Here is a 19,056-nt window from a genome sequence, read left to right as displayed (position 1 = left end):
GCGGGTCAGGGATGGTCCGTCGCCCTAGTCAGTTCTTCGCCTCCTCGCTAAACTGTGATTGTTGGCGGGGAGGGCAAGATTATGTGCGGACGGATGGCAGTGACATTGCCGCATGATGCGATGGCGCAGATTTTTGCCGCGGCGCCCGCCAATGCCTTGCCAAGCGTGCCGAACTACAACGTCTGCCCGACCATGGATGTGCATATTGTGACTTCGGATGCGGAAGGTCACAGACGGCTGGGCGCGATGCGCTGGGGGTTCATTCCGGTGTGGTACAAAAAACCGGCAGGCGGTCCCTTGTTGATCAACGCACGGGCCGAAACCATCGCCGAAAAACCCGCCTTTCGCACAGCGGCGCGGGAACGGCGCGGGTTGATCATCTGTAGCGGGTTCTATGAATGGACCAAGGATGCCGAAGGGGGGCGCGACCCTTGGTATATCACCCGTCGCGACACTTCACCGCTGGCCTTTGCAGCGGTTTGGCAAAACTGGAAAACGCCCGACGGGGATGTGATTCCCACCTGTGCAATAGTGACCACCGGAGCCAATACGCCCATGCAGGAGATCCATCACAGGATGCCGGTGATCCTCGACGAAGACGATTGGCCCTTGTGGTTGGGCGAACAAGGCAAAGGGGCGGCCACACTCATGCAGCCTGCAAAAGATGACCTTTTGCAGTGGCACAGGGTGGACCGTGCGGTAAATTCAAACCGGGCGTCCGGGCCCGAATTGATCGAGCCCATCTAGCGCCGTCAAAAGCCGCAGTCTGGCTGCGGCCTGAGAATTTGATTATTCGTCGAGCGGCGCCGGATCGTAGGAAATTTGTCCTTCGATATCAAAGCCTTCAAGGTCAACGCCGCCATTGAAGGTCAGCGGTGTGTCTTCCATCAACGCCAGTGCAAAGCTGCCATCGACAGGGATCGAACCTGAGGTCCAGCTGTCATTTGGACCGGACACTGTTTGTGTGGCGTTGCTGTCGTTGACGAAAACGATTGTATCACCCTGCATCGCATAGGTGATGGTCGGGAAGTACCCGCCGTCCTCGATCAACACGGTGTGCTCTGCCGATACAGCAGGGCTTGCGATGCAAGCGGCTGCGGTGGCAATAGCAAATGTGCTCATGCGAAATGAGTTAAGCATCGAAGTGCTCCTTTCAACGGCCCCCACCGTTCACGTGAATTGTCTATATCGATCAAATGGGGCAAAATTTTGGCGTAAACTTTGCAAACCTCAGTCGCGGAGGGGCAGTTTTGCCTGTTCCGACAGCCAGTCCCGAAATGAGGAGAGCGCGGCGCCCTCCGGCCGGTCAAGCGGCCAGACCAGATAGTAACTGCCGATGCTCTGGGTGGTCTCGCGCGAGGCAAGCTGCAATTGGCCGTCGCGCAGATAAGGCTCTGCAAAAAACGTTGGCAGCAGGGCAACGCCAAGCCCATGAATGGCCGCCTGGGCCATGGTGGAAAACTGATCGAACATCATACCCGTGGGCGGATCGCCCTCAACCTTCAATGCGGCCAGCCATCGGGCCCAGCCGCGCGGCCGGGTTTCCAGATGCAAAAGGGGATGGTTGAGGATATCTTGTGGATCGGTCAGGGGCGCCTCAAGCAGGTCGGGGGCGCAAACCGGAACCACGGTTTCGGGCATCAAGGGCAGGTAGTTCACGCCAGGCCAATCCTCGAACCCGAAATGGATCGCTGCGTCAAAAGCGCTGTCTTGAATGGCAAAAGGTTGCAGGCGTGTGCTGAGGTTGACGGTCACTTCGGGATGACTGCGGGCAAAATCGCGCAGGCGCGGGGCCAGCCAATGCATGCCAAAAGCCGGCAGAATGGCGAGGTTCAGCGAGCCGCCGACAGGATTGGTGCGCACCGAGACAGAGGCCTGCGCGAGCCGGTTCAGGATCGCGCGGACCTCTCCAACATAGGAATGACCTGCCTCGGTCAGGGTCAATTGCCGCCCCTGACGCGCGAGCAGCGGCACACCAAGCTGGTCTTCCAGGGTCTTGAGCTGCCTGCTGATCGCGCTTTGGGTCAGCGACAATTCATGCGCGGCCCGCGTGGCGCTGCCAAGGCGGGCCACGGCCTCGAAGGCGAGCAGGGCAGAGATCGAGGGCAAAAACCGGCGCGGGGCGATCATATGACTTTTTCTCATGAATGCAGAACAAAGCAGCGATAGTGTTTGCGGCACGGTTTTGCAATACTGCCGCCAAATCGCCGACCTTTGAAAGGACTAGATATGACCGCTGATGCGCCTGCACTGCGTGCCAAGGATGCCCCCGATCTGGGCACATTTGACTGGGCGGACCCGTTCCGCCTGACTGATCAACTGACCGAAGATGAACGCATGATCCAAGACAGCGCCCGCGCCTATGCGCAGGAAAAGCTGCAACCAAGGGTCATTGACGCCTTTGCCAACGAAGAGACCGACCCGTCCATCTTCAAAGAAATGGGCGACATGGGCCTTTTGGGTGTGACCATACCCGAGGAATACGGTGGGCTGGGCGGCGGCTATGTGTCTTATGGGCTGGTGGCACGTGAGGTGGAGCGTGTGGACAGCGGATACCGGTCGATGATGTCGGTGCAGGCCAGTCTGGTGATGTATCCGATTTACGCCTACGGCTCGGAAGAGCAGCGCAAGAAATACCTGCCAAAGCTGTGCAGCGGTGAATGGATCGGCTGTTTTGGTCTGACGGAGCCGGATGCGGGGTCTGACCCGGCAGGCATGAAAACCCGCGCCGTGAAAACCGCAACGGGTTATAAGCTGACCGGATCAAAGATGTGGATCTCAAACGCGCCGATTGCCGATGTCTTTGTGGTTTGGGCCAAGTCCGAAGAGCATGGCGGCAAGATCCGCGGTTTCGTGCTGGAAAAAGGCATGAAGGGGCTGTCTGCCCCCAAGATTGGCAACAAGCTGTCGCTGCGGGCGTCGATCACCGGCGAGATCGTGATGGACAATGTTGAAGTGGGCGAGGATGCATTGCTGCCACATGTGCAGGGTCTCAAAGGGCCGTTCGGCTGTCTGAACCGCGCACGCTACGGCATCAGCTGGGGCGCGATGGGCGCGGCCGAGTTCTGCTGGCACGCGGCGCGCCAATATGGTCTGGACCGCAAACAGTTTGGCAAGCCCTTGGCACAGACCCAGCTTTTCCAGAAAAAGCTGGCGGATATGATGACCGAAATTTCCCTCGGCCTGCAAGGCTCGCTTCAGGTGGGGCGTTTGATGGATGCGGCCAATGCCGCGCCCGAGATGATCTCGATCGTCAAGCGCAACAATTGTGGCAAGGCGCTGGAAGTGGCGCGGCATGCCCGTGACATGCACGGCGGCAACGGGATTTCCGGTGAGTTCCAAGTGATCCGCCACATGATGAACCTGGAGACAGTGAACACCTATGAGGGCACCCATGATGTGCATGCGCTGATCCTGGGGCGTGCGCAAACTGGCCTTCAGGCGTTTTTCTAAAGACGGGTTTGAGGGGGCGTTCCTCCCCCTCAAACTCCCCCTCCGAGTATTTGAGGCCAAAAAGGGAAGAGACGTTTCTTTGATTGGCTTTTCCTTTGATGCGCTGCTGTGTTGGATGACGGTCCGGCAGGCGGCACCAAGAACATAGGATCCAGATGGACCGCGTCAGTATTGTGCATGAAAATTTCCTGCGCCGGGTGCCCGCGCAGGATTTTCCCGTTGGGGACAGCCCTGTTGAAACGCTTGCGCCGGCGGAAGCTTTGGCGGTGTTCCGGGCACAGGTCTTGAGTCGCGCCCTGGATTTGCAAAGCCGCGTGATGCAAAAGCAGGGGCAGGGGTTTTATACCATCGGATCATCCGGTCATGAGGGAATGGCGGCGGTGGGCCATGCGCTGCGCGTGAACGATATGGCATTCCTGCATTACCGCGATGCGGCGTTTCAGATCGCCCGTGCCGGCAAGGCCGGTCACGAGGGTATCATGCGGGATATGTTACTGAGCTTCGCTTGCGCGGCGGAAGATCCAACCAGTGGCGGGCGGCACAAGGTTTTGGGATCGCGTCCTTTGATGATCCCCCCGCAAACCTCCACGATCGCCAGCCATCTGCCCAAGGCGGTAGGGGCCGCGCATAGCATCGGTCTTGCCCGGCGCAAACGGCCCGAACACGCGGTCCTGCCCCGTGACGGGATCGTGATGTGCAGTTTTGGTGATGCCTCGCTCAATCATTCCACCGCGCAAGGAGCGATCAATGCGGCCTGCTGGACGGCGGTTCAGGCAGTGCCTTTGCCCTTGCTGTTTGTCTGCGAGGACAACGGCATCGGGATTTCGACCAAGACGCCGACAGGTTGGGTCAAATCCTCCATGTCGATGCGGCCAGGTTTGAAGTACTTCGAGGCGGATGGTCTTGATATGTACGCGGCTTTTGCCGCCGCGCGGGAGGCTGCCGAATGGGTCCGCATACACCGCAAACCGGCGTTTCTGCATTTGCGCACGGTGCGGTTGTATGGCCATGCAGGTCCGGATGTTGTGACGTCTTATTTGCCCAAGGCCGAGGTCGAGGCGGATGAAGCTCATGATCCGCTGCTGTATTCCGCGCGGGGTTTGATAGCCGCGGGGGCAGCCTCAGCAGAGGAAGTGCTTGGCATATATCAGGGCACACTGGCCGATGTCGCCGAGGCCGCGCAGGAGATGGCTAAGGTCCCGCGTTTGAAAAACGCAGCAGAGGTGATGAAAAGTCTGATCCCGCCCACCCGTGCCTGTGCGCCCAGCAATGGCCCCTCTGCCGACCGCCGCGCTGAGGTATTTGGCAGCGATCTGGCGCAGATGGACCAACCGCAACCTATGTCACGACTGATCAACTGGGCCATACATGATCTTATGTTGACCCATGACGAGACCTTGCTGATGGGGGAGGACGTCGGGCGCAAAGGCGGCAACTACGGGGTCACGCAAAAGCTGCATGCCCGGTTTGGCCCGGCGCGGGTGATTGATACATTGCTGGATGAACAAAGTATTCTGGGGCTCGCCATCGGTTTGGCCCACAACGGGTTTATCCCGATGCCCGAGATCCAGTTTCTGGCCTATCTCCACAATGCCGAGGACCAGCTGCGCGGCGAGGCGGCGACCCTGCCGTTTTTCTCGAACGGGCAATGGGCCAACCCGATGGTCGTCCGCATTTCGGCACTGGGCTATCAAAAGGGCTTTGGCGGGCATTTCCACAATGACAACTCGCTGGCGGTGCTGCGCGACATTCCGGGGTTGATCATTGCCTGCCCCTCCAGCGGCGATGAGGCCGCGATGATGCTGCGTGAGGCGCATCGCCTCGCGCGTGAGGAACAGCGGGTGGTGATTTTTGTAGAACCCATCGCGCTTTACCCGATGCGCGATCTGCTTGAGGAAGGCGACGGGGGGTGGATGCGGAGCTATCCCGCGCCGGACCAGCGGATCGGACTGGACACTGTTGGCGTGCATGGCGAGGGTGGGGATCTGGCGATTGTGACCTATGGCAATGGTCACTACCTCAGCCGCCAGGCCCAGTATGATTTGGCGGCCAGCGGCATCAATGCGCGGGTGATCGACCTGCGCTGGCTTGCGCCTCTGCCAGAACAGGCCCTGCTTGATGCAATCGGCGACCGGCACGTGCTGATCGTTGACGAATGCCGCCGCACCGGCGGTCAGGCCGAGGCACTGATGGCGCTGATGCTGGAGGCGGGCAAACATCAGACCGCCCGCATCGTCGCCGAGGACAGCTTTATCGCCACGGGGCCAGCTTACGGCGTGACCATGCCCTCTCGTGAGGGGATCGTGGCGGCGGCGCACCGCCTTGTGAAAAGCAGCCCAGACTAGTCCTTGTGCGAAGGCGCACCGCCCTCAAAAGCGTTGCCATTGACGTAATCACAGGGGGCTTCCTGCATTTGCAAATGCAGGTCGTTGCCGCGGTAGGGATTGGCCCGCGCCAGTTCCTCGTCCACTTCGATGCCAAGACCGGGGGCGGTTGGGGCAGGGATGAACCCCTCCTCGACCCGGATCGATCCCTTGATCAATTGGTCATGGAACGGCGTCTCGATGGTTTCTGCCATCAGGATGTTGGGGATGGACACGGCAAGATGGATATTGGCCGCCCATTCCACCGGCCCGGCATAAAGATGCGGTGCCATCTGGGCGTTATAGACCTCTGCCATTGCGGCGATCTTCTTGGTTTCCCAAATACCGCCAGACCGGCCAAGCGCAGGTTGCAGGATTGACGCCGCACCAGATCGCAGAACCGGCGCGAACTCGGCCTTGGTGGTCAACCGCTCTCCTGTGGCGATGGGGATACGAACAGACCGGGCTACCTGCGCCATCTGTTCTACCGCATCCGGCGGGATCGGCTCTTCAAACCACAGTGGGCTATAAGGCTCCAATGCCTGACCCAGCCGGATCGCGCCTGCTGTGGTGAACTGACCATGAGTGCCGAACAGCAAATCCGCCTTGTCGCCCACCGCGTCGCGGATGGCTTTGCAAAAGGCGACAGATTGCGCAATGTCACTCATCGCGGGCATGTGACCGCCGCGCAGGGTGTAGGGGCCAGCCGGATCAAACTTCACGGCTGTAAAACCCCGCGCAACACAATCTGCCGCGGCTTCGGCGGCCATCTCGGGCGAGGTCCAGAACGCCGACACATCATGATGCGCCATCGGATAAAGATAGGTATAGGCCCGCACCCGCGCATTCATCCGCCCGCCCAAAAGCGCATAAACCGGGCGGTCGCGGTCTTTGCCCAGAATATCCCAACAGGCGATCTCCAGCCCCGAGAACGCGCCAATCACAGTCAGATCAGGCCGCTGGGTAAAGCCGGACGAATAGGCGCGGCGGAACATCAATTCGATGTTCTCTGGGTTCTCGCCTTGCATATGCCGCTCAAACACATCTTCGATCACCGCCACCATCGCCTTGGGGCCGATGGAACTGGCGTAACATTCACCCCAACCGGTGATCCCGGTATCCGTGGTCACTTTTACCAAAATCCAATAACGCCCGCCCCATCCGGGTGCTGGCGGCGATGTGACAATCACGTCAAGATCTTGCAGCTTCATCTTACAGTCCTTTCAAAGGGCCCGTGCCCCTCCCTTTTTGGCCAAAAATACTCGGAGGGGGAGTTTGAGGGGGAGGAACGCCCCCTCAATCCGGCCGCAGATCCAATGGGGATCTGCGAAAATCGGCTTCAACGGTCGAACATAATCACATTGCGCCGTGCCGCGCCGGTCTTGGTGTCGGCAATGGCGTCATTGATCTGGTCCAGGGTCCAGCGCCCCGAAATCAACTCGTCCAGTTTAAGCCGCCCTTGCAGATACAGGTCCACCATCCACGGGATGTCCCGCTGGATCACCACGTCGCCCATCTTGGAGCCGACCATGCCCTGACCCACAGCAGCCAGCATCACCGGCTCATAGGTCGAGACCTGACCGGAATGGGGCATGCCGACCATGATCACCTTGCCGCCGCCCGCCAGATAGCGCGGGGCGGTGTCATAGGCCGGGATGGCCCCAACGGTGACAATCACAGCATCGGCGCCGCGGCCCATGGCCTTTTGCGCGGCCCGCCACGGCTTGGGGTCGGTGGCCAAGACGCCATCGGTTGCGCCAAACTCTTTGGCGATCTCCAGCTTCTCTTCGCTCATGTCCACAGCAACAATGCGCCGCGCACCTGCGATCCGTGCGCCTTGGATGGCGTTGAGACCGACACCGCCTGCGCCGATCACCACGACATCCTGACCAGCCCGCACACCGGCAGCATTGACCACCGCGCCCACGCCGGTGATCACGCCGCAAGCGATCAGGCTGGCGGCATCTTTGGGGATGTCTGGGCTGATCTTCACCACCTGCGACTGCTCTACTACGACCTTTTCGGCAAAGGCACCCGAGGCCATCGCCTGATGCAGCTTGCCTCCATCGGCGGTTTTCAAGGGGCCGTGATCGCCGTCATAGGGCGTCTCGCAGATGGTCGGTTTGCCGCCCGAACAGCTGGGGCAGGTGCCGCAGGCGCGGATTAGGGTCACGACAACACTGTCTCCCACTGACAGGCCGCGCACAGTGGGGCCGGCGGCTGTTACCCGTCCGGCGGCTTCATGGCCATAAACGGCGGGCAGGGATCCGCCCCATGCCCCTTCGGCAAAGGAAATGTCCGAATGGCAGATCGCGACGGCATCAAGGGTGACTTCCACCTCACTGCCGCCCGGCGCGCGCAGTTGCACCTCTTCGATTGTCAGGGGTGCACCAAACTCATGGGCGACGGCGGCTTTGATCAGGGTCACGGGCTTTCCTTTCCTCGCGGGTCACCGGTCAGGGTGGCGAGAAAAGCCATGCGGCGCAAGCGAAGATACGACCCTTGTTTTGTCCGATTACGTCACGTTGTTTTACGGGGCGAAAAAACAAAGATTGCCAGTGCAACGATGCTGAGGGCCATGGCCAAAAGAAACGGGGCACCGGGCAGGTAAAAGGCGGTTCCGTCTTTGGTGAATTCCGAAAAGCTGGCGGTCATTGCCAAGGGTGACAGGATCATGGCCAGCGCTGTGGTCGAGGTGAGCGCACCTTGCAATTCGCCTTGGGCGTTGGCATCGACGCGCCGCGACATGACCCCTTGAAGCGCCGGCGGGATGACCCCGCCGATGGCCGCAATCGGGGTGAGGATCAGGGCAAGCGTGCCCGAGGTGATCACCCCAATTGCGCCATAGCTTGCGATGGCAAAAATAAAGCCAAAGTTCACCGTGCCGCGTTCGCCAAACCAGTTCAACGTCAACCGGATTGCGCCGCCCTGCACCAGCGCCATCGCCACTCCAAACAGCGCCAGTGAAAGCCCGATCACTGAGGCGGACCATTCAAACCGTTCCTGCCCGAAGTAGGACCAGACCGAAGGATAGACCGCAAAGGCCACGTGATAGAGAAAATAAACCGCCACCAAGGGCAGAACGCCGGGCAGCTTGCGCAGTTGCCGCAATGCGCCGAAGGGATTGGCCCGCAACCATTCAAACGGGCGGCGCGTGGAATCTGTGACGGTCTCTTTCAAAACAAACCAGCCCAAAACCACATTGGCACTGGCCAGCGCCGCCGCGGCCCAGAACGGCGCGCGGGTGCCATATTCGGCCAGCAAACCGCCAATCAGTGGCCCCAGAACAAAGCCGATGCCAAACCCGGCCCCGATCAGGCCAAAGTTCTTGGTCCGGTCCTCGGGGGCGGAAATGTCAGCCATATAGGCCGTGGCCGTTGCATGGGTTGCCGCCGTGATCCCGCCGACGATCCGTCCGATCAGCAGCAGCCATATGCTTCCTGCCAGCGCCATCACCACATAGTCGATCGCCATCACGACCAGAGAAGTCAACAAGACAGGCCGCCGGCCATAGCGGTCCGACAAGCCGCCCAATGTCGGGCCGAACAGGAATTGCATCACGGCAAAGCTGGTGGCCATAACCCCGCCCCAAAGCGCGGCGTCACTGAGGGCAAGCCCGCGCACTTCGCGGATCAGATCGGGCATCACCGGCATCATCAGACCAATGCCCATAGCATCAATCATCACCGTGGCCATGATGAACAGAACGGCAGGGTTCATGCGCTCAGAGATCCTTTGTGCGGCTGGCAAATGCTGCTGCGTCTGCGGCGGCTTGGCCGCTGCCGGATAAAGGATCAAAGGTGTTCTCTGCAAGATCAGGATAGGCCGCCTTTGCGAGATCCTTGAGCGGTATTTGCTTTTCCATGGCCTCAAGGCACAGGGCTTTGGCTTTGGCCTGCGCCTCGGGGCGCGGCATCAGATCGGCCAATGCAAAGCTGAGCGCTTCGGCGTGGATCAGGCCCAATGACGCTTCCAGATTGGCGTGCATCTGCACAGGGCGCGGCGCAATCCCGCTGGCGAGCCGCTTGGTATGGTCCAATGCCGAGGCCAGAGACAGGCAGAGGGGCGGCAGGGCCATCCATTCGGCAAACCACGCCCCCCCGTCGCGTTGATGTTGATGGGCGGCGGCGGCTTGCAGGGTGGCCCGCTGGCCGGTGAACTGATGCGACAGGGCAAGGATCGCAGACGGTCCCACAGGGTTTTGTTTTTGCGGCATGGTGGAGGAGGCACCAGCCGCGCCGAGGCTGATCTCCTGAACATCGCTGCCGGTCAGACCGATCAGCGATTGGCCGATATGCGCAAGCGCCGCCATCACGCGCCCCTGCCAATCCGCGATCCGCAACAAAGGGGTGCGGTCCGTGTGCCAGGATCGCTTAGGGTCGTTCAACCCCAAGGCTTTGGCCAAACCCGCGCGAGTCTCAGAGGCTTTGTCACCCAGCGCAGAGGCCGTGCCAGACGCACCGGAGAGCGATACCCAAAGCGATGATTTTCGCAGATCTTCCAACTCGCTCAGCGCATCCAGCAGCGGCTTCCCCCAATGCGCCAGAACAGCGCCCCAGGTGGTCGGGGTGGCATGTTGGCCGTAGGTGCGGGCGGGCATCGGCAGGCTGGCATGTTCTTCCGCTGCCTTGCCCAACGCATTTAAAATCTCGCGCAGGTCCGCCTCGGCCAATGCCAAAGCCTGCCGCAAGCGCAGCATCAACGCAGTGTCGATAATGTCTTGCGAGGTCGCACCCCAATGCACGTATTGCGCGTGTTCGGGGGCTTGCATCTCATCGCGGAATGCCGCGACCAGCCCCGGAACACTGACCCCATTTGCGCCGGTGGCCTTGGCAATTGCGCCGGGGTCTACCTGAATTTCCATCGCGGCCCGATGGATTGCCGCGCCGCTGATTTGCGGGATCAAACCCAGATCACCCTGCACCTTGGCCAGCGCCCCTTCGGTCAGCAGCATGGCGCGAATGGCGGCGCTGTCCGAGAACAGCCGCCCCGTGTCGCCTGTCGGAAAAAGCTGCGCGAACAGCGGGCTGTCAAAAACCGATGCGGCCATGTTTTAGTCTTCCAATTCCATTTCGGCCCAGGTTTGCTTGGCCAATTTGATCGCGTGGTTCGCCTTTGGCACCCCGCAATAGATCGCAACATGCTGAAACGCTTCGATAATATCGCTTTGGCTTGCCCCTGTGCGGGCGCAGGCACGGATGTGCATGGGAATCTCGTCAAAATTGCCCATCGCGGCGAGCAAGGCCAGCGTCAGCATCGACCGTTCGCGCCGCGAGATCGCGTCTGATGCCCAGACATTGCCCCATGCGCCCTCGGTGATCAGGGTCTGAAAGGGCACATCGGCATCGGTTTTCGCGGCCTCGGCGCGGTCCACATGGGCGTCGCCCAAGACCGAGCGGCGCACCTCCATGCCTTTGTCGTAGCGGTCAGACATGACCGACACCTTTGAGGAAATCGGTCAAAACCTGCGCGTATTCTTCGGGCTGTTCGGCACAGGGCAGATGGCCCGCCTTGCGGATCAAATGGAACCTGGAGCCGGGGATGAGGTCAATGGTTTCGCGCACCAGATCGGGCGGTGTTGCTCCATCTTCGGACCCGGCGATGCCCAAAGCGGGCAGGCGCAGACCAGACGTCGGCGTGTAAAAATCTGTGCCAGAGATCGCAGCGGCGCAAGCGATATATCCGTGGTCCACCTGCCGGGCCAACATATTGCGCCACAGTTCCAGCTCTGGCGTGGCGCGGAACTGGGCAGCGAACCAACGTTCCATAACCGCATCAGCAAGAGCCTCTATGCCGCCCTTTTGTACCGCGCCAATGCGTTCGGCCCACATTTCGGCATTCCCAATTTTGGCTGCGGTGTTGGACAGGACCACGGCGCGGATCAGGTCCAGCCGTTTGACCGCCAGCCCTTGCGCAATCATTCCGCCAATCGAAAGGCCCACAAAAACGCATTCCTTTACCCCCAGATGATCCAGCAGCCTTTCGGTGTCGGTGACCAAGCTGCCCATCGAGTAATTGCCGGGCGGACAGGAGGACAGCCCATGACCGCGTTTGTCAAACCGGATGATCCGCAGCCCCTTGGGCAGCATCGGCAGGATGGGATCCCACAGGCGCATATCCGTGCCCAGTGAATTGGCGAAAACCACGGGCGGCCCATCATCCGGTCCATCAACGCGGTAGTGCAGACGCACATCGCCGGTATCAAACATCCTCATCATTTGCCCTCCCGCAATTGAATGGTCGCCATGATCTGTCCGTGATCCGAGGCCAGCTTGTTATAGGGCGCTTCGGGGTGGCTGCCATCCGTCAAATGGTCATTCAACACTGTGAAATAGGACATTTCGCCGATATGGCCTTTCCAATCGGGCAAGAAATGCCGTGACATCATAATCTGGTCGATGCTCTCATAGACGCCGCCAAAGGCCGAGGTATAGACCATGTCGCGCAGAGACTTTCGTACAAACATCTTTTCCGCCGAATGCAGGCGCACGGCCTCGATGCTTTCGGTGATCTGCGCGCTTTCGGCCTCTGAATAGCGGTCGCCACGATGCTCCGCATCATGGCGCAGCATCCAGGCGTAGTTCTTGAAGGGCTGTTCGCCCATGATGATCTCGGTGCTGACAGCATGTTCGTTGTCGTTGAAATCCCCCAGCACCATCACGGGGCGGCCCTGTCGCAGTTCCCCGACAATAGCGCCGCGCAGCACCCATGCTTCGGCCATGCGCCGCATCGCCGACCGTGCCGCGCCCAAGGCACGGCCCACCGGATCATATTGGGTCAGATCGGCCTCAGCGGGATATTCGGCCCCCTCTGCACGGATAAATTCCCCAAGTTTTGATTTCAGGTGGCAATTGAACACAGTGACGACCTGATCGCCCACCGGCACCCGCACCTTGAGGATGGGGCGGCTGAGTTTTTGAATGGTAAAATGCCCGCCCTCGGTCCCGCCAAAGGTCTGAAAGGGGATTTCCAGCGGCGTATCGAGAACTTGAATGATTTGCGGGTCTTCGGCAAAGCCAAGCCTCGACAGGATCGCCACGCCGGGACGGCGCTGGCCGGGGGCGCCATCATGTACGTTGGGCGCGAAAGCCAGCGCGGCGTTGCTGTAGTCACGAAACGCAAGCCTGTCAAAGATCGCGCGGTGGCGGTACCTTTTGTCTTCGCCGGGCACAGAGGCGTCGTTACTGTCCTGACCGTAACGATCTGCACGGGCGATGGTGGCACGCAGGCTTTGCTCGTCGAAAATCTCTTGAAAGCCAATGATATCGGCGTTCAGTGATACGATCTGATCGGCCAGCCAATCTTCTTTCCAGGCGTATTCCTCCGGTGTGTAGGACTGGAATTTGTAATATTCCTGATCGGGACCGATCAGGTTCTTGACGTTGAAACTGGCGATGGAAAACTGGGTCATGCCAGCGTTTCCAAGGCACGGATGAACATCGCCGCATCCACATTACCGCCCGAGATTGTGACGATCACGTCGTCGCCCTCTATCTCATCGCGCCGGAAAAGGGCTGCTGCCAATGCCGCTGCGCCCCCCGGTTCGGCCACCAGTTTGAGGCGATTGAAGGCATGGGCCATCGCTTGCAACGCTTCATTTTCGGACACGACCAATCCGGGGCCAGCGAGCCGCTGCATGATGGGAAAGGTGATGTCGCCCGGTTGCGGGGTGATGATCGCATCGCAGATATTGCCCGAGGTGCGGGCGTTGCGTTCGATCCGGCCCGATTGCAAGGACCGCGCCACATCGTCAAAGCCTTCCGGCTCTGCCGGGCGCACGCGCAGGCCCGGCGCCTCCGCCTCAAGCGCCAGCGCGATGCCGGAGGTCAACCCACCCCCGCCGCAACAGACAATAACGTCGGCCTTTTCAATGCCTTGTTCCGCTGCTTGGCGGGCAATCTCAAGTCCCGTTGTGCCTTGTCCGGCGATCACCTGCGGTTCATCATAGGGTTTGATCAAGGTCAGCCCACGATCCTGGGCCAGCTTGTCACCAATCTCCTCGCGGCTTTCGCTGGCCCGATCATACAGCACCACCTCGGCCCCATAAGCGCGTGTGTTCTCGATCTTCAGGACCGGGCTGTCCGAGGGCATGATGATCACGGCAGGTGCGCCGTGCATCTTCGCCGCCAAAGCCACCCCTTGTGCGTGGTTGCCGCTTGAAAAAGCAATGACCCCTTTGGCTCGCACGTCCGGCGCGAGGGCAGAAAGGGCCGACCATGCACCGCGAAACTTGAAACTGCCGGTGTGTTGCAGGCATTCCGGTTTCACCCAGACGCGGCGGCCCGCCAGTTCATCCAGCAGCGGCGCATTCAGCAAAGGCGTTTCGCGGGCGTGACCCTTGAGGCGTGCGGCTGCGGCGCGGATCATTTCGATGTTCATTTGAGCATTCCTAACCAATCGTTCAGGGCGTCGACGGCCTCTGGTTCATCCAAAAACGGAACATGTCCCCGATCCGGCACAGTGGCGGCAATCATATCGGGGCGGCGGCGCTGCATCTCGTTCAATGTCTCGACGTTCAGCAAGTTTGAATTGGCCCCGCGGATGGCCGCGATGGGCAGGTCGGCCAGCGCATCAAACAGTGGCCAAAGGTCCACTGGATCGGCCTGCGCCGCGGCTTCTACGGCTTTTCGTAGCGCGGGATCATAGGTGATCTTCAGCCCGCTTTCGGTTTGGGTGTAGTGCTTTTGCGCCTCTTCCAGCCAGCGGCTGTCCGGAACATTGCTAAAATCGACAAAAAGTGCGGCCATGGTCGCAGCCGCCTCGGCGTGGGTTTTGGCAGAGGGGTTGCGGCCGATATAGCCCATGATCAGCTCAAGCCCCTTTGGATCCAGCACTGGCCCCACATCATTGAGCGCGACCCCCAGCAGGCGGTCTTTGGCTACGGCGGCCAAAACCATCGCATTCAGACCCCCACGCGATGTGCCAAGCACGGCGACCTTGTCCAGCTCAAGATGGTTCAAAAGCTCAACGACATCGCGGCATTCCACGTTGAGGTTGTAGTTCTGCCAATCGGGATCAAAATCCGATCCGCCGCGCCCGCGATAATCCAGCCGGATCACCCGATGGCCAGACAGATGCGGCATCACGTAATCAAAGTCGGCGCCGGTGCGGGTCAGACCGGCAAGGCAAAGGATCGGCAGGCCAGTCCCCTCATCTGTGTAAAGCAGGGACAGGCCGTCAGAGGTTGTGAATTTGGCCATCATGCGCCCGCCAGTTCGGGGATGCCTGTCAGGTCGGACATGACATGTTTGGGTGTCCATGGCAGGCGGTCAACCGGATCACCACCGCGGTTCACCCACGCGGCGGTAAACCCGTATCCAGTGGCAGCACCCGCATCCCAACCGTTTGATGATACAAATAGAACTTCGTCCTTGGCGCAGCCAAATTGCTGTCCGACCAGATCATAGACCCGCGCGTCGGGTTTGAAGATACCGACACTTTGCACCGACAGGCAGCTGTCGAGAACATCACCAATCCCGGCACTGGCTACGGCTCCTTGCAGCATATCGGGCGACCCGTTTGACAAAATCGCGGTGTTCAAACCCGCCGCCTTGAGCGCGGCCAGCATCTTGGGCACCTCAGGGTAGGCCTGCAATTCCCAATAGAGCGCCAAAAGCCGTTCGCGCAGCGGCGCATCCCCCGCATGGCCGGTTTTCTCAAGCGCCCAATCAAGGCCGTTCTGGGTGACTTCCCAAAAATCCGTATGGGCATCCGCCACGGCCCGCAGCCATGAATACTGAAGCTGCTTGAGCCGCCAATGTTCGGCAACCTGCGGCCAATCGTCCTTGATCGCGGCGAAATCCGGTTCTGCTGCAGCTTGGCGTGCTGCGGCGGCGACATCGAACAACGTGCCATAAGCATCAAAGACACAGGTGGTGATGGGCATGGGATACTCCTTGATGTGTCAGCGCAGACTGTCACGGCAGGCAGGGAGGGAAAAGAGGCGAAATGCCAATACAGGGCAGGGGGTTTACACGGCGGCGCGGCTTTGAAACATTGCGCCGAATCCGGAGCACCCGCGCAGATACGCGGCCTCCGCCCATTTTCCCGACACAATTGGAGTTTTCTATGGCTGAGGTCAAATCAGGCGATAAAGTTGGCATTCACTACACAGGCACGTTGCTGGACGGCACAACCTTTGACAGTTCCGAAGGACGCGAGCCGCTGGAATTCGAAGTTGGCTCTGGTCAGATCATTCCCGGCCTTGATGTAGCGATCCCCGGTATGGTGGTGGGTGAAAAGAAGGTGGTAAAGATCGCTTGCGCGGATGCTTACGGCCCGCTGAACCCGGAAATGCGTCAGGCGGTTCCGCGGGAAGGCATTCCGGCAGACATCCCGCTTGAAGTTGGCACGCAGTTGCAAATGCAGACCCCCGATGGCCAGGCCTTGCCGGTGATGGTGGTTGAGGTGGACGAGGCTACCGTGACACTGGATGCCAATCACCCGCTGGCGGGCAAAGACCTGCAATTTGATATCGAGCTGGTTTCGATCGGCTAAGGGATGGATGGGGCTGCGGCCCTATTCCTCGACTTTTCGGGCGGCGATGCGCCGCCCGGCTTCGACCGCCAATGCGCCGCTGTCGGGCGCTTCGGTTACGGGCCGGTTGATCCTGATCCCGCCACTGCCTGGCGCGTCAGTGGGCAAAGGCGCTATTGCATGTTGCGGCTGATCCCGTTTGGTCAGTTTTAGAACAGCCTCGATCCCGGCATCCATCAAATCCTGGCGCAACTGCGGCTCTGACCTGAGGATCGCGCCGATAGTCAGCATCAGCACAAGCCCAAGAATACGCGCCCAGAACATCGCGCGCCGCGATCTGTCACGCCGCGATTGAAGAGTTTCGTGTTTGTAAGTCTCGGCAAAGCTCATAGCCAAGGGGTAGACCATGAAATCGGCAGAAAAAGGGCAGACGGATCAAAAGATCAGAAAATGCATCTGCCCCTCGCCGCCAGCTATCAAAGCGATTAAGCAAGGCGCATGAACACATCTGATACATTTGAGATTTTCCTGGTCTGCGCCCCCGGCGTCGAGCCGCAGTTGCATCAAGAGGTGATGCAGCGCGGCTTTGCCGATCCGCAGATCACCGGTGGCGGCGTGACCATCATGGGCGGCTGGCACGATGTTTGGCGCGCCAACCTGGAACTGCGCGGGGCGGTGCGGGTGCTGGCGCGGATCGGATCGTTCATGGCTTTCCATCTGGCGCAGCTCGACAAACGCGCGCGCAGGTTTCCATGGGGTGATGTGCTGCGCGCCGATGTGCCGGTCAAGGTGCAGGTGACGTGCAAAGCCTCGAAGATCTATCACGCCAAGGCTGCAAGCCAACGCATCGAAACCGCCCTGCGCGAGAGCCACGGCATCACTGTTTCGCCCGAGGCCGAGATGGTGGTGAAAGTGCGCATTCACGACAATCAGGTGACGATCAGCCTCGATACCAGCGGCGAGGCTCTGCATAAGCGCGGGCACAAAGAGGCGGTTGGCAAAGCGCCAATGCGCGAGAACCTGGCGGCGCTGTTCTTGCGTGAATGCGGGTATGATGGGCAGGAACCTGTGGTCGATCCGATGTGCGGCTCCGGCACCTTCTTGATCGAAGCGGCGGAAATCGCGGCGGGCTTGCAACCGGGGCGCAGCCGGCGGTTTGCCTTTGAAGATTTGGCCAGTTTTGATGAGGCGGCTTGGGACGTGATGAAAAAGGATGTCCCGCAAGTGAGTCCGCAAAAGCGGTTTTTTGGATCGGACAGGGATGCAGGTGCAATCCGGATGAGCACAGCCAATGCCGACCGGGCCGGCGTTGCAGACTGGTGCAGTTTTGCCTGCCATGGTGCGGGTGAGGTCACACCGCCCGAAGGCCCGCCCGGTCTGGTGATTGTAAACCCGCCCTATGGTGCACGGATCGGCAATAAAAAACTACTTTATCCGCTCTATGGGACGTTGGGGCAGACCTTGCTGGAACGCTTTAAAGGCTGGCGCGTCGGGCTGGTGACATCAGAGCCGCCATTGGCCAAGGCGACAGGATTGCCTTGGAAACCGCTGGGGCCGGCTGTGGCGCATGGCGGATTGAAAATCTGGCTGTGGCAGACGCCACCGCTGCGATAAGGTGGCTCCAAGTCCGGCCAAGGCCAGCCGTCATTTTGTCGAAATTCTGACCAATTGCCAAATTATGCGCTGTTTCGCCGCTTACGAAAGGATGCAGACATGGAAGCCTTGGGGCAGTGTGCCGACAATATCGCCGCCTACCTCGCGGTGGGCGCCGCAGCGCTTTATCTGATCGGCACATTGATCTATTTCGCGCTGCGCCGCAGCCTGATATCGCTGTGTTACGGCTGCGTCGGCGCGGGCTTTGTCTATGCCGGAACCATTTGGGTCACGCCGCATCTGGTCATTTTGTGGGCCGTTGGCACGTTTGGCATGGGCACGGTTATTTGCGACGGGTTTTGGTAACCTTCTTTAAAGGTTGTCCTGTTGCGGCATGCCCAGAACGTGAAAACCGCCATCGACGCGCACAATCTCGCCCGTGGTGCAGGCACCCGCGTCCGAGGCCAGATAAACGGCAGTGCCGCCCACCGCCTCAAGCGTCGCGTTGGAACGCAGAGGCGCGTTCTGGTCGGTGTGCTTGTAGGTTTTTCGTGCCCCGCCAATGGCCGCACCCGCCAGCGTTTTCATGGGGCCGGGCGAAATGGCATTCACGCGGATGCCTTCGGGACCCAGATCATTGGCCAGATAGCGCGTCGCGCTTTCCAGTGCCGCCTTGGCCACACCCATGACGTTGTAATTGGGCACAACGCGGTTTGACCCCTGATAGGTCAGCGTCAACAAGGTGCCGCCGTTTTCCACCATCAACGGATGGGCGCGGCGGGCCACTTCGATAAAGCTGTAGGCGGAGATATCCATTGAGTTCTTGAAGTTCTCCCGGCTGGTGTTCAGGAACCGTCCGGTCAGTTCGGATTTGTCGGAAAACGCAATCGCATGGACCACGAAGTCAATCGTCGGCCAGCGTGCGGCCAGCTGATCAAAAGCGGTGTCGAGCGAGGCATCATCGGTCACATCCACATCGACCATGAAGTCCGATCCAACCGATTCCGCCAAGGGGCGCAAACGCGAGCCAAAGGCCTCCCCCTGATAGGTAAAGGCCAGTTCGGCTCCGGCGCCGGCCATCGCCTTGGCAATGCCCCATGCAATGGACCGTTCGTTCGCGACACCCATGATCAGGCCGCGTTTCCCTTTAAGCAAATCCGACATTTTGTTC

At 60.1% G+C, this 19,056-nt stretch carries 20 protein-coding genes; 6 read left to right on the top strand and 14 right to left on the bottom strand.

Translation table 11 applies throughout. The features are described from left to right. Positions 1–81 precede the first annotated feature (81 nt). On the top strand, positions 82–747 hold the full coding sequence (locus JNX03_RS09215; protein ID WP_203212066.1) for an SOS response-associated peptidase: 666 nt from the start codon (positions 82–84) through the stop codon (positions 745–747). Between the two features lie 42 nt (positions 748–789). Here the strand turns inward: JNX03_RS09215 and JNX03_RS09210 are convergent, their stop codons facing one another. Both JNX03_RS09210 and JNX03_RS09205 read right to left on the bottom strand, forming a co-directional pair. After that, complete coding sequence (locus JNX03_RS09210) at positions 790–1,140, bottom strand: hypothetical protein (RefSeq protein ID WP_203240800.1); 351 nt, start codon at positions 1,138–1,140, stop codon at positions 790–792. Between the two features lie 90 nt (positions 1,141–1,230). Further along, on the bottom strand, positions 1,231–2,130 hold the full coding sequence (locus tag JNX03_RS09205; RefSeq protein ID WP_203212199.1) for a LysR substrate-binding domain-containing protein: 900 nt from the start codon (positions 2,128–2,130) through the stop codon (positions 1,231–1,233). Between the two features lie 99 nt (positions 2,131–2,229). Between JNX03_RS09205 and JNX03_RS09200 the strand changes: the two genes are divergently transcribed. After that, on the top strand, positions 2,230–3,453 hold the full coding sequence (locus JNX03_RS09200) for an acyl-CoA dehydrogenase (RefSeq protein WP_203212064.1): 1,224 nt from the start codon (positions 2,230–2,232) through the stop codon (positions 3,451–3,453). A 155-nt stretch (positions 3,454–3,608) separates the two neighbouring features. Further along, complete coding sequence (locus JNX03_RS09195; protein WP_203212063.1) at positions 3,609–5,798, top strand: thiamine pyrophosphate-dependent enzyme; 2,190 nt, start codon at positions 3,609–3,611, stop codon at positions 5,796–5,798. On the opposite strand, the gene JNX03_RS09190 is transcribed toward JNX03_RS09195, so the two are convergent. The 10 genes from JNX03_RS09190 to JNX03_RS09145 all read right to left on the bottom strand — a co-directional run bounded on the left by JNX03_RS09190 (position 5,795) and on the right by JNX03_RS09145 (position 15,702). After that, complete coding sequence (locus JNX03_RS09190; RefSeq protein WP_203212062.1) at positions 5,795–7,027, bottom strand: mandelate racemase/muconate lactonizing enzyme family protein; 1,233 nt, start codon at positions 7,025–7,027, stop codon at positions 5,795–5,797. The two genes, JNX03_RS09195 and JNX03_RS09190, sit on opposite strands and share 4 nt — an antisense overlap. A gap of 128 nt (positions 7,028–7,155) precedes the next feature. After that, entirely contained in the window at positions 7,156–8,244 is a 1,089-nt protein-coding gene (locus JNX03_RS09185) for a Zn-dependent alcohol dehydrogenase (protein WP_203212061.1), read from the bottom strand. 92 nt (positions 8,245–8,336) lie between these two features. After that, positions 8,337–9,536: a TCR/Tet family MFS transporter gene (locus tag JNX03_RS09180; protein WP_203212060.1), complete on the bottom strand. Its 1,200-nt coding sequence runs from the start codon at positions 9,534–9,536 to the stop codon at positions 8,337–8,339. A 4-nt stretch (positions 9,537–9,540) separates the two neighbouring features. Then, positions 9,541–10,866 carry a class-II fumarase/aspartase family protein gene (locus tag JNX03_RS09175; protein ID WP_203212059.1) on the bottom strand — a complete coding sequence of 442 codons (1,326 nt, stop codon included), beginning with the start codon at positions 10,864–10,866 and terminating at the stop codon, positions 9,541–9,543. 3 nt (positions 10,867–10,869) lie between these two features. Further along, positions 10,870–11,250: a 4-carboxymuconolactone decarboxylase gene (gene pcaC / locus JNX03_RS09170; protein ID WP_025049800.1), complete on the bottom strand. Its 381-nt coding sequence runs from the start codon at positions 11,248–11,250 to the stop codon at positions 10,870–10,872. Continuing rightward, positions 11,243–12,031, bottom strand: coding sequence for a 3-oxoadipate enol-lactonase (pcaD, locus tag JNX03_RS09165; protein ID WP_203212198.1), 789 nt, complete (start codon positions 12,029–12,031; stop codon positions 11,243–11,245). The genes pcaC and pcaD overlap by 8 nt, the downstream gene beginning before the upstream one ends. After that, the gene (locus JNX03_RS09160; protein ID WP_203212058.1) at positions 12,031–13,227 is read right to left on the bottom strand and encodes an endonuclease/exonuclease/phosphatase family protein; all 1,197 of its coding nucleotides are present in this window, start codon (positions 13,225–13,227) and stop codon (positions 12,031–12,033) included. Before JNX03_RS09160 ends, pcaD begins: the two co-directional genes overlap by 1 nt. Further along, positions 13,224–14,195: a threonine ammonia-lyase gene (locus JNX03_RS09155; RefSeq protein WP_203212057.1), complete on the bottom strand. Its 972-nt coding sequence runs from the start codon at positions 14,193–14,195 to the stop codon at positions 13,224–13,226. The genes JNX03_RS09160 and JNX03_RS09155 overlap by 4 nt, the downstream gene beginning before the upstream one ends. Next, a complete protein-coding gene (locus JNX03_RS09150; protein ID WP_203212197.1) occupies positions 14,192–15,016 on the bottom strand; it encodes an alpha/beta fold hydrolase in 825 nt (274 codons plus the stop codon). The genes JNX03_RS09155 and JNX03_RS09150 overlap by 4 nt, the downstream gene beginning before the upstream one ends. Beyond that, entirely contained in the window at positions 15,016–15,702 is a 687-nt protein-coding gene (locus JNX03_RS09145) for a haloacid dehalogenase type II (protein WP_203212056.1), read from the bottom strand. The genes JNX03_RS09150 and JNX03_RS09145 overlap by 1 nt, the downstream gene beginning before the upstream one ends. Positions 15,703–15,884: 182 nt before the next feature. Here JNX03_RS09145 and JNX03_RS09140 point away from each other — a divergent pair, with 182 nt between their 5' ends. After that, on the top strand, positions 15,885–16,313 hold the full coding sequence (locus JNX03_RS09140; protein WP_203212055.1) for an FKBP-type peptidyl-prolyl cis-trans isomerase: 429 nt from the start codon (positions 15,885–15,887) through the stop codon (positions 16,311–16,313). Positions 16,314–16,334: 21 nt separating this feature from the next. Here the strand turns inward: JNX03_RS09140 and JNX03_RS09135 are convergent, their stop codons facing one another. Continuing rightward, entirely contained in the window at positions 16,335–16,688 is a 354-nt protein-coding gene (locus tag JNX03_RS09135) for a hypothetical protein (protein WP_203240801.1), read from the bottom strand. Between the two features lie 102 nt (positions 16,689–16,790). Between JNX03_RS09135 and JNX03_RS09130 the strand changes: the two genes are divergently transcribed. Continuing rightward, the gene (locus JNX03_RS09130; RefSeq protein ID WP_203212053.1) at positions 16,791–17,906 is read left to right on the top strand and encodes a THUMP domain-containing class I SAM-dependent RNA methyltransferase; all 1,116 of its coding nucleotides are present in this window, start codon (positions 16,791–16,793) and stop codon (positions 17,904–17,906) included. 99 nt (positions 17,907–18,005) lie between these two features. Next, positions 18,006–18,251, top strand: a complete 246-nt coding sequence (locus JNX03_RS09125; protein ID WP_203212052.1) for a hypothetical protein — start codon at positions 18,006–18,008, stop codon at positions 18,249–18,251. A 6-nt stretch (positions 18,252–18,257) separates the two neighbouring features. Here the strand turns inward: JNX03_RS09125 and JNX03_RS09120 are convergent, their stop codons facing one another. After that, complete coding sequence (locus JNX03_RS09120) at positions 18,258–19,049, bottom strand: enoyl-ACP reductase FabI (protein WP_203212051.1); 792 nt, start codon at positions 19,047–19,049, stop codon at positions 18,258–18,260. Positions 19,050–19,056 lie beyond the last annotated feature (7 nt).

Source organism: Sulfitobacter mediterraneus (assembly GCF_016801775.1).
Lineage (GTDB): Bacteria > Pseudomonadota > Alphaproteobacteria > Rhodobacterales > Rhodobacteraceae > Sulfitobacter > Sulfitobacter mediterraneus_A.
The sequence above is the reverse complement of the archived record's forward strand: the minus strand, read 5'-3'. Positions and strand labels throughout refer to the sequence as shown.

Excerpts from the sequence above, each read along its gene's own strand:
- JNX03_RS09215 (WP_203212066.1), top strand. The coding sequence starts at position 82 with ATGTGCGGACGGATGGCAGTGACATTGCCGCATGATGCGATGGCGCAG.
- JNX03_RS09210 (WP_203240800.1), bottom strand. The coding sequence starts at position 1,140 with ATGCTTAACTCATTTCGCATGAGCACATTTGCTATTGCCACCGCAGCC.
- JNX03_RS09205 (WP_203212199.1), bottom strand. The coding sequence starts at position 2,130 with ATGATCGCCCCGCGCCGGTTTTTGCCCTCGATCTCTGCCCTGCTCGCC.
- JNX03_RS09200 (WP_203212064.1), top strand. The coding sequence starts at position 2,230 with ATGACCGCTGATGCGCCTGCACTGCGTGCCAAGGATGCCCCCGATCTG.
- JNX03_RS09195 (WP_203212063.1), top strand. The coding sequence starts at position 3,609 with ATGGACCGCGTCAGTATTGTGCATGAAAATTTCCTGCGCCGGGTGCCC.
- JNX03_RS09190 (WP_203212062.1), bottom strand. The coding sequence starts at position 7,027 with ATGAAGCTGCAAGATCTTGACGTGATTGTCACATCGCCGCCAGCACCC.
- JNX03_RS09180 (WP_203212060.1), bottom strand. The coding sequence starts at position 9,536 with ATGAACCCTGCCGTTCTGTTCATCATGGCCACGGTGATGATTGATGCT.
- JNX03_RS09175 (WP_203212059.1), bottom strand. The coding sequence starts at position 10,866 with ATGGCCGCATCGGTTTTTGACAGCCCGCTGTTCGCGCAGCTTTTTCCG.
- pcaC (WP_025049800.1), bottom strand. The coding sequence starts at position 11,250 with ATGTCTGACCGCTACGACAAAGGCATGGAGGTGCGCCGCTCGGTCTTG.
- pcaD (WP_203212198.1), bottom strand. The coding sequence starts at position 12,031 with ATGAGGATGTTTGATACCGGCGATGTGCGTCTGCACTACCGCGTTGAT.
- JNX03_RS09160 (WP_203212058.1), bottom strand. The coding sequence starts at position 13,227 with ATGACCCAGTTTTCCATCGCCAGTTTCAACGTCAAGAACCTGATCGGT.
- JNX03_RS09155 (WP_203212057.1), bottom strand. The coding sequence starts at position 14,195 with ATGAACATCGAAATGATCCGCGCCGCAGCCGCACGCCTCAAGGGTCAC.
- JNX03_RS09150 (WP_203212197.1), bottom strand. The coding sequence starts at position 15,016 with ATGGCCAAATTCACAACCTCTGACGGCCTGTCCCTGCTTTACACAGAT.
- JNX03_RS09145 (WP_203212056.1), bottom strand. The coding sequence starts at position 15,702 with ATGCCCATCACCACCTGTGTCTTTGATGCTTATGGCACGTTGTTCGAT.
- JNX03_RS09140 (WP_203212055.1), top strand. The coding sequence starts at position 15,885 with ATGGCTGAGGTCAAATCAGGCGATAAAGTTGGCATTCACTACACAGGC.
- JNX03_RS09130 (WP_203212053.1), top strand. The coding sequence starts at position 16,791 with ATGAACACATCTGATACATTTGAGATTTTCCTGGTCTGCGCCCCCGGC.
- JNX03_RS09125 (WP_203212052.1), top strand. The coding sequence starts at position 18,006 with ATGGAAGCCTTGGGGCAGTGTGCCGACAATATCGCCGCCTACCTCGCG.
- JNX03_RS09120 (WP_203212051.1), bottom strand. The coding sequence starts at position 19,049 with ATGTCGGATTTGCTTAAAGGGAAACGCGGCCTGATCATGGGTGTCGCG.